Raw genomic sequence first — 13,992 nt, 5'->3', positions numbered from 1 at the left:
AATTACGCTCATCATGTACAGCCATAAAAAGCCGTTCACCTGTCGAATGTCTTCATTGCTGGTCATATTATGTGGCCTGGCAATGGCGATCTTTGCACAGCAGGTTATGGCTGATGATTATTTTAACCCGGCATTACTGGATATTGATAATCCTCAACAGGGAAAGACCGACCTGTCGATCTACGAAAAAGGTCCCGGGCAAGCGCCAGGAAAATATCAGGTCGCTATTTTTATTAATAACAACAAAATTGATACACGCGATGTCACGTTCAAATTACAAAAAGATCCGCATGGTAATAACTCCCTTCAGCCTTGCTTTAGTCTGAGCGACTTAAAAAACCTGGGTATCAAAACCAAAAAATATCCTGAGCTGATGGCAAAAGGCCAGTGTGCTGATTTAAACGCCATTCCGGACGCATCTGCGACGTTTCATGTTCACAATCAGCAATTGCTGCTCAGTGTTCCGCAACTGGCACTGGGCCAGGTTCCACGGGGCTATATCAACCCAAAAGAGTTTGATGAAGGGATCACGGCGGGTCTGCTCAATTACAGTGCGACCGCGAGCCAAAGCCACGCGCTGCAACAGGGTGAACAGGATACCAGCAGCCAGTACGTCAATCTCCGGCCTGGCATTAACATTGGCGCATGGCGGGTCAGAAACTACTCAACATGGAACCGCAGCACCACGAGTAAAGAACAACAGCAGACATTTTCATCCATTTATACCTACGCCCAGCGCGATATTGTGGCGATGAAAAGCAGTCTGACGGTCGGACAAAGTTCTTCCCCTGCCGACGTTTTTGATAGCGTGCCCTATACCGGCGTGCAGCTTAACTCCGACAGCGACATGCTCCCGGACAGCGAGAAAGGGTATGCCCCGATTATTCGCGGCACAGCGCACAGTAACGCTCTGGTGATGGTGCGCCAGAACGGTTACGTCATTTATCAAAATACCGTTGCACCCGGTGCGTTTGAGATCAACGACCTCTACCCGACGGGCAGTAGCGGTGATCTTCAGGTGACAGTAAAAGAAACCGACGGCAGCGAAAGCCATTTTGTGGTGCCCTACGCTTCAGTACCGGTGCTCCAGCGTGAACATAACCTGCGCTATAGCGTTACTGCCGGCCGTTATCGCTCATATGACAGCGACGTAGAGAAAACGCCGTTTGCCCAGGGCAGCGCAATTTATGGTTTACCGTATGGTTTCACCGCCTATGGTGGCGTCCAGCAGAGTAACCATTATCAGTCCCAGGCGCTGGGCACGGGAAAAAACATGGGGGATTTAGGTGCCTTTTCCATCGACGTGACCCGCGCGAAAGCCCTGCTTAAAAAGCAACAGACCAGCAAAGGCCAGTCCTGGCGTGTACGTTACAGCAAAGATTTTACCGGCTCCGGTACCAACTTCTCTCTCGCGGGCTATCGCTACAACAGCAAAGGGTTTTACACCCTGGAAGACACCATGGAGTCCTGGACCCGCTCGGACGACTGGTCGGCCCCACAACAGCGTCGCGCACGGACAGAAGCGACTATCGACCAGACACTGCCCAAAGGGTGGGGGTCCGTCACCCTGAGCATGGTGAAAGAGACTTACTGGAGCCAGAGTCAGGACATGACCTCCATGAGCGTCAGCTACAACAATAGCTGGCATGGCATGAGCTACAGCCTGAGCTACAGCATGAACAAGAATACAGACGACAGCGATGAGAACGGGGAGTCAGTCACAAACGACAACCAGTTCTCTCTGAGTGTTTCCGTTCCGCTTGACCACTGGATGCACAACACATGGGCTACGTACAATCTGAATAACACCAAAGAGGGTACCACGCAGAATATTGGCCTGAACGGTACGGCGCTGAAGGAGGAGAATCTCAACTGGAATATTCAGGAAGGGTTGAGCACAACCGGCAGCGGCAATTCCACCAGTGCAAATGCCGACTATAAGGCAACCTATGGCGAAGTGAGCGGCGGTATTAGTCAGGATAAATATCAACGCACGGTGAACATGGGTCTGCAGGGTGGCGTCGTGGCGCATGCTAACGGCATCACATTAAGTCAGCCGCTAGGGGAAACCATCGCTCTGGTGAAAGCTCCGGGGACCCATGGCACACATATCACCAACCAGACGGGTGTCGAGACCGATTTCCGTGGCTATACCGTTGTGCCATTTGTCACCGCCTATCGCCATAACACCATTTCACTGGACACTGAAACGCTACCAGAGGATGCCGACGTGACCCATGCCGCGCAGATTGTCACTCCGACACGTGGGGCTGTCGTTCGGGCAAGCTTCAACACTCGCGTGGGACATCGGGTGCTGATGACGTTGACACAAAACGGTAAACCGCTGCCCTTTGGCGCAACGGTCACCACCGATGATAAGGACAGCGAGTTTATTGTGGGCAACGACGGCCAGACTTATCTCTCCGGTTTACCTCAGCACGGAAAACTCTCTGTCAGCTGGGGACAAGATGCCAGCGAGCATTGCAGCGCTGAATACGCGCTAACGGATGAGAAAGATAAATCCACCATTACTCGTGCTGACGCGCAGTGTCAGTGATCCACCGTTCAGGCTCAATATTATGCAATTGATTAAAGACTGCTTTTTTTTACTGATTCTGGGAACGGCAGCATTATTTATGCCGCATGCGAAAGCGACCTGCACCACCCCGGATATGCCAAAAATGATCAACGTCGCGTCGATTTCGGTTTCCTCAACACTGGCCGTAGGCGCGACGATTCCCGGTTCGGAAAATACTGTCCATGTGGCGGGAAACTGCGATCAAAGCATCGATAGTGGGCTGGAAATCGTATCCTGCTATTACGGTACAGGTGCTGAAATTCCGGGCATGACTGGCGTTTATGACTCAGGTGTGCCCGGGATTGGTATCGCATTGATGAACGACAAGGGCCAGCGTATCAGCGGTGCTGGCGGCGTACAGTGTGATTCGCGCAGCACGCCCATTGGCTACGTCTCCACCGACGGACAATTATCATTCAGTTTTGACGTCACACTGGAGCTGGTGAAAACCAGCAATACGGTCTCATCAGGCACACTGGTTCAGGAACAAACCCGCTTTGGCATTGGCGTGTTTGGCCATGAGGGGATTGGCTATCCCAATACTATTTCCTACGCAGGGAATATCACGGTTCACGAGGTGACCTGCTCGGTCTCCCCAAAAAGCCTGACAATTACCTTAGGGGATTTCCCGATCAGTGCGTTTACTGGCACGGGTACGATGGCTCCCTATAAGACATTTGACGTGGACGTGAATTGTACCGACACCGTGCAGCCAGAAGTCATGATAACAAGCGCAAATGGCTATGATTCGAACTTCCCGGGCGTCATCAACCTGACTCAGGAAACCGGTGTCGCGACGGGGATAGGGGTTCACATGTTATTTGACGGAGAAGTCCCGGACTTTGGCACATACAAGAACACTGTCGCAGTTGCGCAAGCCAATGAAACGCTGGCGATTCCTTTTCAGGTTCGTTACGAGCAAACCGCAGCCGACGTCACACCAGGCAGCGCCAACAGCATTGCCACCATCACGCTGGGGTATAAATGACAAAATATCTTCCGGTTTTACTGCTTGGTCTGGCATCTCACGCCTGCGCAGACGAAATACAGGTGCTCATGCAGGGGAATATTTTAGCCAATACCTGTTCCGTTGACAGCGCCAGCCAGAATTTAACTGTCGATCTCGGTCAGGCAGCGTCAGGGGATTTTAAAGACATCGGTGACACGGGGGTATGGAAAAACGTAGATCTGACACTCTCAAAATGCCCGGCCACCACAACCCTCGCCACCGCTACGTTTCACGGACAGGCGGATGGCGCACATCCGACAAAATTTGCGAATAACGGCACGGCTGGCGGCCTGGCTCTCGAACTGGCCGATCGTCAGGATCACATACTTATCGCGCCACTGGCCAGCTTTAGTGTGCTGATCAATCAAAGCGATCATACGGCAGACTTTCCCTTAGCTGCGCGTTACTACGCCACCTCAATGCCCGTCACCGCCGGCACGTTCAACAGCGTCGTGCAGGTGACCTTCACTTACCAGTAGGACCGCGCCCCTTAGCACGGAGGCTTTTCTTACGCCCGGCAAGTAATTTGGCCGGGCGTTTTTTTACCTCAGGCACTTCCGGTTGTTCGATGGGGAAAACGGGCAAAGCATTCAACAGCCGCTGACCGTAATTTTTGGTGAGCAAGCGTTTGTCGTAAATCACCACCTCACCCCAACAACCGTGGCTACGGATCAGACGCCCTACCTGCTGGATCAGGTTAAACGATGCCGCGGGTAAGCTCTGCACCTCAAACGGATAGCGGTTAAGGCTTTTCAGCCATTCCCCTTCGGTGATCACCACCGGGCTGTCGATCGGCGGGAAAGCGATTTTATGGATATGCACCTGCGTCAGATAGTCCCCTTTCAGATCCAGCCCTTCTGCAAATGACTGCAAACCCACCAGCACGCTGCGCTCGCCGTTATCAATGCGTTTACGGTGCGTTTCCACCAGCCGGTAGCGAGGCTGATCTCCCTGCACCAGCAGCAATAAACGCAGATCGGTAACGTGCTCCAGGAAACGCTGCATCGCCCGCCCACTGGCAAACAGCACCAGCATCCCAGGGTACTTTTTGCTCTCGACTTGCCCGCGAAAATAGGCTGCCATTTCGGCAATATGCTGTTCTTCATTGTCAATCAACGGCTCAAACTTCATGCGCGGAATGACCAGCTTGCCCTGCTCGCAGTGGTTAAACGGTGACTCCAGCGCGACAAAACGGTCGCCCGCTTTCTCTTTCAGACCGCTCATCTCCTGTAAACGAGAAAAACTGTTGAGTGAGCGCAATGTCGCGGAGGTCACCACCACGTGCGGCACGCTGCGCCAGATCAGCTTCTCGAGTTGATCGGCCACGCGGATGCCCACGCAGTGGAAAAAGAGATGCACTTGTCCGTCCCGCACTTCGCGAGTGGCCCATTTGGTGACGGGTGCGCCCGACGCCTGCGCCATTGACGCCAGCCGCCAGAGCTTGCTCTGTGATTCGAACATGCCCAGCGCACGGTTCATTTGAAGGAGAATACGGTGCAGACGGACGACGTCATGGGTACCGGTTTTCTCACTGAGATCGTTCAGGAACATCTCCGCCAGGCCACGCAGCTTTTCCAGATGCTTCGCCAGTTGCTGGCAAATCTCCATCACCTCTTCAGGAAGCTCTCCCATCGCAAAGCGGTGTTCCGCTTCCTGAGTTGCCGGAAGGTAGAGATTGAGGATGTTATTGAGCGAAGCAATCAGGCTGTAAACCTCTTCACAGTGTTCGCTCAACCGCTCGGGTATCGCCAACGGCGGTGTGGTTTTTGGCCGGAACTGCTCCATGCAGGTTGCCACCAGCTTGCAGAACAGATCCAGCTGCAGGCGGAACCACGGGGCGGTAATTTCGGCACTCATTTCCAGCGCATCCCGCGCCACATCGGGTAAATGGTGGCCTTCATCGAGCACCAGCAGCAGGTTTTTGGGCTCCGGCAGCACCGCTTCGCTCTCGAGCGCCGCCATCACCAGCGCATGGTTGGCGACCACCACTTCCGCCTCCTGAATTTCACGTCGGGCGACAAAGAACGGGCACTCCCGATAGTAGTGGCAGTTGCGGTTAAGACAACTCGCTTTATCAGTGCTTAGCCGGCGCCATAAGTCATCGCTAATTGCCTGGCTGGTGTGATCGCGCAGGCCATCCCATTTGTAGCCATCGAGATCGGCTTTTAGCTTTGCGCACTGCTCCTGCTCGACCTTGTTGTTCGGCGTCAGTTCGTCATCAAGAAACGCCAGCAAATCTTGCTGATTCGGCTCACTGCTGGCAAGTGCCGCCAGGTTACGCGGGCAGACGTAGCGTCCGCGCCCAAAGGCTGCGGTAAAACGCAGATCAGGGATGATTTTGCGCAGCAGCGGTAAATCTTTGCTGAAGATCTGATCCTGCAACGCCACGTTGGCGGTGCTGACCACCAGCGTTTTGTCCTCTTCCCGCGCAATAGCAATGCCAGGGATAAGATATGAGAGGGTTTTCCCGACGCCGGTGGGGGCTTCAATCGCCAGATGTCGCCCGTCGTCCCCGGCGAGCGTTTTTGCCACGTCAGCAATCATCTGCCGCTGCGGCGCTCGGGGGATAAAATCGGGTATCTGCTGTTGTAGCGCCTTATACCATGCGCCAATTTGCGCCTTGAGCGCAGCGGTTAAAGCCATTGGAAAACCTGAAATACTGTATAAACAGCCACTATTGTGGCACTTTCTCTTTGCTGTCGCAAAAAGAAAAGCCCGGCTTTACGACCGGGCTTCCAGATTACTGCGGGTTAGCAGGTTTACGTGGGCGGCGTCGGCGCTGCCCTTCCCCTGCGGGTTTCCCTTCGCCACTGCGCCACGGGTTTTCACCGGCAGGTTTAGCTTCGTTGCTACGACGCGGCGGTTTACCCGCTGATTTTGGCGCACCACCGTCAGCACGACGCGGTTGCTGACCGCGACCACCGCCACCCTGACCACGACCACCCTGACGACCGTTCTGAATCGGCTCAGCTTTAATCGACGGGTCAACTTCATAGCCCGGCGTTTCGATACGCGGGATCTCTTTCTTCAGCAGGCGTTCAATATCACGCAGCAGCTTGTGCTCATCCACGCAAACCAGAGAAAGCGCTTCACCCGTTGCCGCCGCACGACCGGTACGGCCAATACGGTGAACATAATCTTCCGGCACGTTTGGTAGCTCATAGTTCACCACGTGCGGCAGCTCTTCAATGTCGAGGCCACGGGCAGCAATGTCGGTTGCCACCAGCACACGGATATCGCCAGATTTGAAGTCAGCCAGCGCGCGGGTACGTGCCCCCTGGCTCTTGTTACCATGGATGGCCGCACTGCGGATGCCATCTTTATTCAGCTGTTCCGCCAGGTGGTTCGCACCGTGCTTGGTGCGGGTGAAGACCAGTACCTGCTGCCAGTTGCCCTGACCGATCATCTGGGAGAGCAATTCCCGCTTACGCTTTTTATCTACGAAGTGAACGTGCTGAGTCACCTGCTCAGAGGCGGTGTTGCGACGCGCAACTTCGACTTCCAGCGGGTTATGCAGCAGCTTTTCCGCCAGCGCCTTGATCTCGTCGGAGAAGGTTGCGGAGAAGAGCAGATTCTGACGACGCGGTGGCAGTTTAGCCAGCACGCGGCGAATGTCGTGAATAAAGCCCATGTCGAGCATGCGGTCGGCTTCGTCCAGTACCAGAATTTCGACGTTATCCAGTTTCACCGCGTTCTGGTGTTCCAGATCCAGCAGACGACCCGGCGTTGCCACCAGCACGTCCACACCGCCGCGCAGCTTCATCATCTGCGGGTTAATGCTTACACCACCGAAAACCACCAGCGAGCGAATGTTGAGATAGCGGCTGTAGTCACGCACGTTCTCACCAATCTGGGCTGCGAGCTCACGGGTTGGGGTGAGGATCAGCGCACGAACCGGACGACGGCCTTTCGCATGCGGCTGGTTCTTAACCAGCAGCTCTAACAGCGGCAGGGTAAAACCGGCGGTTTTACCGGTCCCGGTCTGGGCGCTGGCCATCAGATCACGGCCCTGCAAGACGGCGGGGATAGCCTGCTGCTGGATTGGGGTTGGCTCGACGTAGCCCTGCTCTGCAATCGCACGCAGAATTTCCGGGTTCAGGCCAAGGGAATCAAAAGACATAAAAACTCCGAACCGCCCCGACCATCACAGGTGTAGTTTTCAGGGAGATATAACAATGGTAAGGACAAAAACCACAATGTCGTGAAGCAGCGGAGTGTAGCAGCTTTTGTGACGTGGCGCATAAAATATCCCTCAGCCATTCATCAACGAAATATTTCCCGCCGGGGAGACAACTGGACAAAAGGGTGAACCGGGCATAATGTTAATCAATCGATTGATTAATTTTTAATGCTGCTATGAATACAACCCCAACAACAACCAAAGGTGAACAGGCCAAAAGCCAGCTTATCGCCGCCGCCCTGGCACAGTTTGGCGAGTATGGATTGCATGCCACGACGCGCGATATTGCGGCACTGGCCGGGCAGAACATTGCAGCCATACCCTACTATTTTGGCTCAAAAGAGGATTTATACCTCGCCTGTGCCCAGTGGATCGCCGATTTCATCGGCACGCAATTTCACCCGCACGTTGAGGAAGCCACCGCGCTGCTCAGCCAGCCGTCGCCGGATCGCGATGCCATCCGCCAGCTGATCCTCAACGCCTGCCACAATATGATCCGCCTGCTGACGCACGACGATACGCTCAACCTGAGTAAATTTATCTCCCGCGAGCAGCTCTCCCCTACTGCCGCGTACCAGCGAGTGCACGATCAGGTGATTGCCCCGATGCATACTCACCTGACCCGGCTGATCGCCGCCTATACCGGGCGGGATGCCAACGATACCGAGACAATTTTGCATACCCATGCCCTGCTGGGTGAAATCCTCGCCTTCCGTCTGGGGCGGGAGACTATCCTGTTACGCACCGGCTGGTCACAATTTGATGAGGATAAAGCCGCGCAGATTATCCAGGTCATCACCTGTCATCTCGATCTGATCCTGCAAGGTTTAACGCAAAGGAGCCTGAAGTCATGAAAAAACCTGTCGCCATCATTCTGGTGGTTGTTGTTTTGCTTGCTGCGGGAGTCGGTGGCTGGCTGTGGTATCAAAGCCACCAGGAGAGAAGCCTGACGCTTTACGGTAACGTCGATATTCGTACGGTGAATATGAGCTTCCGCGTGGGAGGACGTCTGGCATCGCTTAACGTTGATGAAGGCGACACAATTATGCGCGGTCAGACGCTGGGTATGCTGGATAAAGCCCCTTACGAGAACGCGCTGATGCAGGCAAAGGCAGGCGTATCTGTAGCCCAGGCACAATATGATCTGATGCTGGCGGGTTATCGCGATGAAGAGATTGCCCAGGCCGCCGCAGCGGTCAAACAGGCGCAGGCAGCTTACGACTACGCACAAAACTTCTATGCCCGTCAGCAGGGGCTGTGGAAAAGCCGCACCATTTCTGCCAATGACCTCGAAAATGCCCGTTCTTCCCGCGATCAGGCGCAGGCCACGCTCAAATCCGCCCAGGACAAACTGAGTCAGTACCACACCGGTAATCGCCCGCAGGACATTGCCCAGGCGAAAGCCAGCCTTGAACAGGCTCAGGCGCAACTCGCCCAGGCCGAACTGGATCTTCACGATACCACTCTGGTTGCACCGTCTGACGGTACGCTGATGACCCGCGCCGTGGAGCCAGGCAGCATGCTAAGCGCGGGCAGCACCGTTTTAACACTCTCCCTGACCCGTCCGGTATGGGTGCGTGCGTACATCGACGAGCCGAATCTCGGCCAGATGAAGCCGGGACGCGAGCTGTTGCTCTATACCGATGGTCGACCGGACAAGCCGTATCACGGCAAAGTGGGCTTCGTTTCCCCAACCGCCGAATTCACACCAAAAACCGTTGAAACGCCGGATCTGCGTACCGACCTGGTCTATCGCCTGCGTATCATCGTGACCGATGCGGACGACGCGCTGCGTCAGGGCATGCCTGTCACCGTAAAAGTAAACAGCGGGGAACGACATGAATGACGCGGTTATTGAGCTTAGCAATCTGGTTAAACGCTTCCCGGGAATGGACAAACCGGCCGTCGCGCCGCTGAACTGCACCATTCAGAAGGGCTATGTCACCGGACTGGTCGGCCCGGACGGTGCCGGCAAAACCACGCTAATGCGGATGCTGGCGGGGTTGCTTAAGCCGGATGACGGGGCCGCCAGCGTGCTCGGGCTCGACCCGATCAAGGATGACAGCGCGCTCCACGCCATGCTCGGCTATATGCCGCAGAAGTTTGGTCTGTATGAAGATCTGACGGTAATGGAAAACCTGAATCTGTATGCCGACCTGCGCAGCGTAACCGGCGACATTCGCCAGAAGACCTTCGCTCGTTTGCTGGAGTTTACCTCACTCGGTCCATTCACTGACCGGCTGGCAGGTAAGCTCTCCGGCGGCATGAAACAGAAACTGGGGCTGGCCTGTACGCTGGTCGGTGAACCGAAAGTTCTGCTCCTCGATGAGCCGGGTGTCGGTGTTGACCCCATTTCTCGCCGTGAATTGTGGCAGATGGTGCACGAACTGGCAGGCGACGGGATGCTGATCCTCTGGAGCACCTCCTACCTTGACGAAGCGGAGCAGTGCCGGGATGTGCTGCTGATGAACGAAGGTGAACTGCTTTATCAGGGTGAGCCGACGACACTGACACAAAGTATGGCCGGGCGCAGTTTTCTGTTGCACAGCCCGCAGGAATCCAACCGCAAGCTGTTACAGCGAGTGCTGAAATTGCCGCAGGTCAGCGACGGGATGATTCAGGGCCGTTCGGTACGCGTGATCCTCAAGAAGGAAGCAACCGTCGACGATATTCGCCGTGCGCCAGGTATGCCTGAGATCGAGATGGAAGAGACCGCACCGCGCTTCGAAGATGCGTTTATCGACCTGCTGGGCGGTGCGGGCACGTCAGAATCTCCCCTCGGGGCGATCCTGCATACGGTTGAAGGCACGCCGGGCGAAACGGTGATTGAAGCCAAATCCCTCACTAAAAAATTTGGTGATTTCGCCGCCACCGATAACGTGAATTTCGCGGTGAAACGCGGCGAGATTTTTGGCCTGCTCGGGCCGAATGGTGCCGGAAAATCCACCACCTTTAAGATGATGTGCGGTTTGCTGGTCCCCACCGCCGGTAAAGCGCTGGTACTGGATATGGACCTGAAGGTCAGTTCCGGCAAAGCGCGTCAGCATCTGGGCTATATGGCGCAGAAGTTCTCCCTCTATGGCAACCTGACGGTCGAACAGAATCTGCGCTTTTTCTCCGGTGTGTACGGCCTGCGCGGGCGGGCGCAGAACGAGAAAATCCGCCGTATGAGCGACGCATTCGGGTTAACCAGCATTGCCTCCCACGCAACGGATGAACTGCCGCTCGGCTTCAAACAGCGGCTGGCGCTGGCCTGTTCCCTGATGCATGAGCCCGATATTCTGTTTCTTGATGAGCCTACATCCGGCGTTGATCCCCTCACCCGCCGCGAATTCTGGCTGCACATCAACAGCATGGTTGAAAAAGGGGTTACCGTGATGGTGACGACCCACTTTATGGATGAGGCTGAGTACTGCGACCGTATCGGGCTGGTGTACCGCGGCAAGCTGATTGCCCACGGTACGCCAGATGACCTGAAAGCACAGGCCGCCGACGATGATGTCCCGGACCCGACGATGGAGCAGGCGTTTATCACCCTCATCCATGACTGGGATAAGGAGAATGCCCATGCACAATAACGCCATTTCCTGGCGCAGGGTGCGCGCGCTGTGCATCAAAGAGACGCGCCAGATCGTGCGTGACCCCAGCAGTTGGCTGATTGCCGTGGTGATCCCCCTGCTATTGCTGTTTATCTTTGGCTACGGCATTAACCTCGACTCCAGCAAGCTCAGAGTCGGTATTTTGCTGGAACAGCAGAGCGAAGAGGCGCTGGATTTCACCCACGCGATGACCGGCTCACCCTACATTGACGCCACCATCAGCGACAACCGCCAGGCGTTGATCCAGAAGATGCAGGCCGGGAAAATTCGCGGGCTGGTGGTGATCCCGGTCGATTTCGCCGCCAATATGGCGCTGGCGAATACAGATGCACCGATACAGGTGATCACCGACGGCAGCGAGCCGAATACCGCGAACTTTGTGCAGGGTTACGTGGAGGGTATCTGGCAGCTCTGGCAGATGCAGCGCGCTGAGGACCGGGGGGAAACGTTCGACCCTCTGATTGACGTGCAGACCCGCTACTGGTTTAACCCCGCCGCCATCAGTCAGCACTTTATTATTCCTGGCGCGGTGACCATAATCATGACGGTTATTGGTGCGATCCTGACCTCGCTGGTGATCGCCCGTGAGTGGGAGCGCGGCACCATGGAGGCGCTGCTTTCTACCGAAGTGACGCGTGTCGAGTTGCTGCTGTGTAAACTTATCCCCTACTACTTCCTCGGCATGCTGGCGATGCTGCTCTGTATGCTTGTGTCGGTATTTATTCTCGGTGTTCCGTACCGCGGCTCGCTGGTCGTGCTGTTCTTTATCACCAGCCTGTTTCTGCTCAGCACGCTCGGCATGGGGCTGCTTATCTCCACCGTCACCCGCAACCAGTTTAACGCCGCCCAGGTGGCGCTCAACGCCGCTTTTTTACCGTCGATTATGCTGTCCGGGTTTATTTTCCAGATAGACAGCATGCCCGCCGTGATCCGCGCCGTGACCTACATTATTCCGGCTCGCTACTTCGTGAGCACGTTGCAAAGCCTGTTCCTCGCGGGAAATATTCCGGTGGTGCTGATTATCAACACGCTGTTCCTGATGGCGTCAGCAACGATGTTTATTGGCCTGACGTGGATAAAAACCAAACGGCGACTGGATTAAGGAGCGAACATGTTTCACCGTTTATGGACATTGATCCGCAAAGAACTGCAATCGCTGCTGCGCGAGCCGCAAACCCGTGCCATTCTGGTGTTGCCGGTACTTATTCAGGTTTTACTGTTTCCGTTTGCCGCCACGCTTGAGGTGACGAACGCCACCATCGCCATCTACAACGAAGACAACGGTAAACACTCCGTTGAACTGACGCAGCGTTTTGCACGTGCAAAAGCTTTTACCCACATTCTGCTGCTGAAAAGCCCGCAGGAAATCCAGCCCACTATCGACACGCAAAAAGCGCTGCTGCTGGTGAGATTCCCGGCAGATTTTTCCCGTAACCTGGACACTTTCCAGACCGCCCCCATGCAGTTGATCCTCGACGGACGTAACTCCAACAGCGCCCAGATCGCGGCCAACTACCTGCAACAGGTGGTCAAGAATTACCAGCAGGAGCTGATGGAGGGCAAACCTAAACCTAATAACAGCGAACTGGTGGTGCGTAACTGGTATAACCAGAATCTGGATTACAAATGGTTTGTGGTACCGTCGCTGATCGCCATGATCACCACCATTGGGGTGATGATCGTCACCTCTCTGTCCGTCGCCCGCGAGCGCGAACAAGGTACGCTGGATCAACTACTGGTCTCCCCGCTTGCCACCTGGCAAATTTTCGTCGGTAAAGCGGTTCCGGCCCTGATTGTTGCCACCTTTCAGGCCACCATTGTACTGGGCGTGGGTATTTGGGCTTACCAGATCCCCTTCGCCGGATCGCTGGCGCTGTTTTACTTCACGATGGTGATTTATGGTCTGTCACTGGTGGGATTTGGACTGCTGATTTCAGCGCTCTGCTCCACGCAACAGCAGGCGTTTATCGGGGTGTTCGTCTTTATGATGCCAGCGATTTTGCTTTCGGGGTATGTTTCCCCTGTCGAGAACATGCCTGTGTGGTTGCAGGATTTAACGTGGATAAACCCGATTCGGCACTTTACGGATATCACCAAGCAAATTTATCTGAAGGATGCGAGTCTGGATATTGTGTGGGGAAGTTTGTGGCCGCTACTGGTCATAGCGGCCACGACGGGCTCAGTGGCGTACGCGATGTTTAGACGCAACATTGCGTAGCTTTTTCTCTTTGGTCAGTAACGAGACCACCGCAGGCCCTGCGAGGATTGCCAGACCGGCCAGGGCCAGCAGCAGGTTGTTTTGCAGTACACGGGACAACAACCAAAGCACAATCATCGCGGCACCAAAGTACCAGGTGGTGGTGAGCTCTTCGAGCACATCACCCACCTCACGCCAGCGTGCTTCATGGTGGCGCTGTAAGAACAACATCGACAGTACGGTGACGCCGTAGAGGACGCACAGTCCCAGGCCAACACGCACCAGCGTGCCGCTCATCCAGCCCATCACCAGCACGGCCACGACCAGTAAATGCAACATTATCTGCCAGCAACTCAGGCCAGTTGCGACACGAACACGTTGTTGCCACTTCATGGCTTCTCTCCTGAAGGATTTTTCTCTGCTTATTCA

General features: G+C 55.3%; 11 protein-coding genes. 8 read left to right on the top strand and 3 right to left on the bottom strand.

Annotation, left to right across the window (positions count from 1 at the left end):
• The first annotated feature begins 13 nt into the window (after positions 1-13).
• The 3 genes from V6E55_RS02450 to V6E55_RS02440 are packed head-to-tail and all read left to right on the top strand — an operon-like array spanning position 14 to position 4,066.
• Positions 14-2,557: a fimbria/pilus outer membrane usher protein gene (locus V6E55_RS02450; RefSeq protein WP_316942098.1), complete on the top strand. Its 2,544-nt coding sequence runs from the start codon at positions 14-16 to the stop codon at positions 2,555-2,557.
• 22 nt (positions 2,558-2,579) lie between these two features.
• Entirely contained in the window at positions 2,580-3,566 is a 987-nt protein-coding gene (locus V6E55_RS02445; RefSeq protein WP_316942097.1) for a fimbrial protein, read from the top strand.
• On the top strand, positions 3,563-4,066 hold the full coding sequence (locus V6E55_RS02440; RefSeq protein WP_114978437.1) for a fimbrial protein: 504 nt from the start codon (positions 3,563-3,565) through the stop codon (positions 4,064-4,066). The genes V6E55_RS02445 and V6E55_RS02440 overlap by 4 nt, the downstream gene beginning before the upstream one ends.
• Here the strand turns inward: V6E55_RS02440 and dinG are convergent.
• Entirely contained in the window at positions 4,053-6,230 is a 2,178-nt protein-coding gene (dinG, locus tag V6E55_RS02435) for an ATP-dependent DNA helicase DinG (RefSeq protein ID WP_316942095.1), read from the bottom strand. The two genes, V6E55_RS02440 and dinG, sit on opposite strands and share 14 nt — an antisense overlap.
• A 97-nt stretch (positions 6,231-6,327) precedes the next feature.
• Positions 6,328-7,707, bottom strand: a complete 1,380-nt coding sequence (rhlE, locus tag V6E55_RS02430; RefSeq protein WP_049008675.1) for an ATP-dependent RNA helicase RhlE — start codon at positions 7,705-7,707, stop codon at positions 6,328-6,330.
• Positions 7,708-7,943: 236 nt separating this feature from the next.
• Between rhlE and cecR the strand changes: the two genes are divergently transcribed.
• The 5 genes from cecR to V6E55_RS02405 are packed head-to-tail and all read left to right on the top strand — an operon-like array spanning position 7,944 to position 13,584.
• On the top strand, positions 7,944-8,621 hold the full coding sequence (gene cecR, locus V6E55_RS02425) for a transcriptional regulator CecR (RefSeq protein WP_114978435.1): 678 nt from the start codon (positions 7,944-7,946) through the stop codon (positions 8,619-8,621).
• Positions 8,618-9,613, top strand: coding sequence for a secretion protein HlyD (gene hlyD, locus V6E55_RS02420; protein WP_316942093.1), 996 nt, complete (start codon positions 8,618-8,620; stop codon positions 9,611-9,613). The genes cecR and hlyD overlap by 4 nt, the downstream gene beginning before the upstream one ends.
• On the top strand, positions 9,606-11,345 hold the full coding sequence (locus V6E55_RS02415; RefSeq protein ID WP_236919759.1) for an ATP-binding cassette domain-containing protein: 1,740 nt from the start codon (positions 9,606-9,608) through the stop codon (positions 11,343-11,345). The genes hlyD and V6E55_RS02415 overlap by 8 nt, the downstream gene beginning before the upstream one ends.
• Positions 11,335-12,468 (top strand): ABC transporter permease, encoded by a 1,134-nt coding sequence (locus tag V6E55_RS02410; protein WP_316942092.1) that lies wholly within the window; start codon positions 11,335-11,337, stop codon positions 12,466-12,468. The genes V6E55_RS02415 and V6E55_RS02410 overlap by 11 nt, the downstream gene beginning before the upstream one ends.
• A 9-nt stretch (positions 12,469-12,477) precedes the next feature.
• The gene (locus tag V6E55_RS02405; RefSeq protein WP_316942090.1) at positions 12,478-13,584 is read left to right on the top strand and encodes an ABC transporter permease; all 1,107 of its coding nucleotides are present in this window, start codon (positions 12,478-12,480) and stop codon (positions 13,582-13,584) included.
• Here the strand turns inward: V6E55_RS02405 and V6E55_RS02400 are convergent.
• A complete protein-coding gene (locus V6E55_RS02400; protein WP_014883088.1) occupies positions 13,546-13,956 on the bottom strand; it encodes a YbhQ family protein in 411 nt (136 codons plus the stop codon). The genes V6E55_RS02405 and V6E55_RS02400 overlap by 39 nt on opposite strands.
• Between the last annotated feature and the right edge of the window lie 36 nt (positions 13,957-13,992).

The sequence above is a fragment of the Enterobacter sp. 342 genome (assembly GCF_036663495.1).
GTDB lineage: Bacteria > Pseudomonadota > Gammaproteobacteria > Enterobacterales > Enterobacteriaceae > Enterobacter.
The sequence above is the reverse complement of the archived record's forward strand: the minus strand, read 5'-3'. Positions and strand labels throughout refer to the sequence as shown.

Coding starts and splice junctions, on each gene's coding strand:
- V6E55_RS02450 (WP_316942098.1), top strand. CDS start 14: ATGTACAGCCATAAAAAGCCGTTCACCTGTCGAATGTCTTCATTGCTG.
- V6E55_RS02445 (WP_316942097.1), top strand. CDS start 2,580: ATGCAATTGATTAAAGACTGCTTTTTTTTACTGATTCTGGGAACGGCA.
- V6E55_RS02440 (WP_114978437.1), top strand. CDS start 3,563: ATGACAAAATATCTTCCGGTTTTACTGCTTGGTCTGGCATCTCACGCC.
- dinG (WP_316942095.1), bottom strand. CDS start 6,230: ATGGCTTTAACCGCTGCGCTCAAGGCGCAAATTGGCGCATGGTATAAG.
- rhlE (WP_049008675.1), bottom strand. CDS start 7,707: ATGTCTTTTGATTCCCTTGGCCTGAACCCGGAAATTCTGCGTGCGATT.
- cecR (WP_114978435.1), top strand. CDS start 7,944: ATGAATACAACCCCAACAACAACCAAAGGTGAACAGGCCAAAAGCCAG.
- hlyD (WP_316942093.1), top strand. CDS start 8,618: ATGAAAAAACCTGTCGCCATCATTCTGGTGGTTGTTGTTTTGCTTGCT.
- V6E55_RS02415 (WP_236919759.1), top strand. CDS start 9,606: ATGAATGACGCGGTTATTGAGCTTAGCAATCTGGTTAAACGCTTCCCG.
- V6E55_RS02410 (WP_316942092.1), top strand. CDS start 11,335: ATGCACAATAACGCCATTTCCTGGCGCAGGGTGCGCGCGCTGTGCATC.
- V6E55_RS02405 (WP_316942090.1), top strand. CDS start 12,478: ATGTTTCACCGTTTATGGACATTGATCCGCAAAGAACTGCAATCGCTG.
- V6E55_RS02400 (WP_014883088.1), bottom strand. CDS start 13,956: ATGAAGTGGCAACAACGTGTTCGTGTCGCAACTGGCCTGAGTTGCTGG.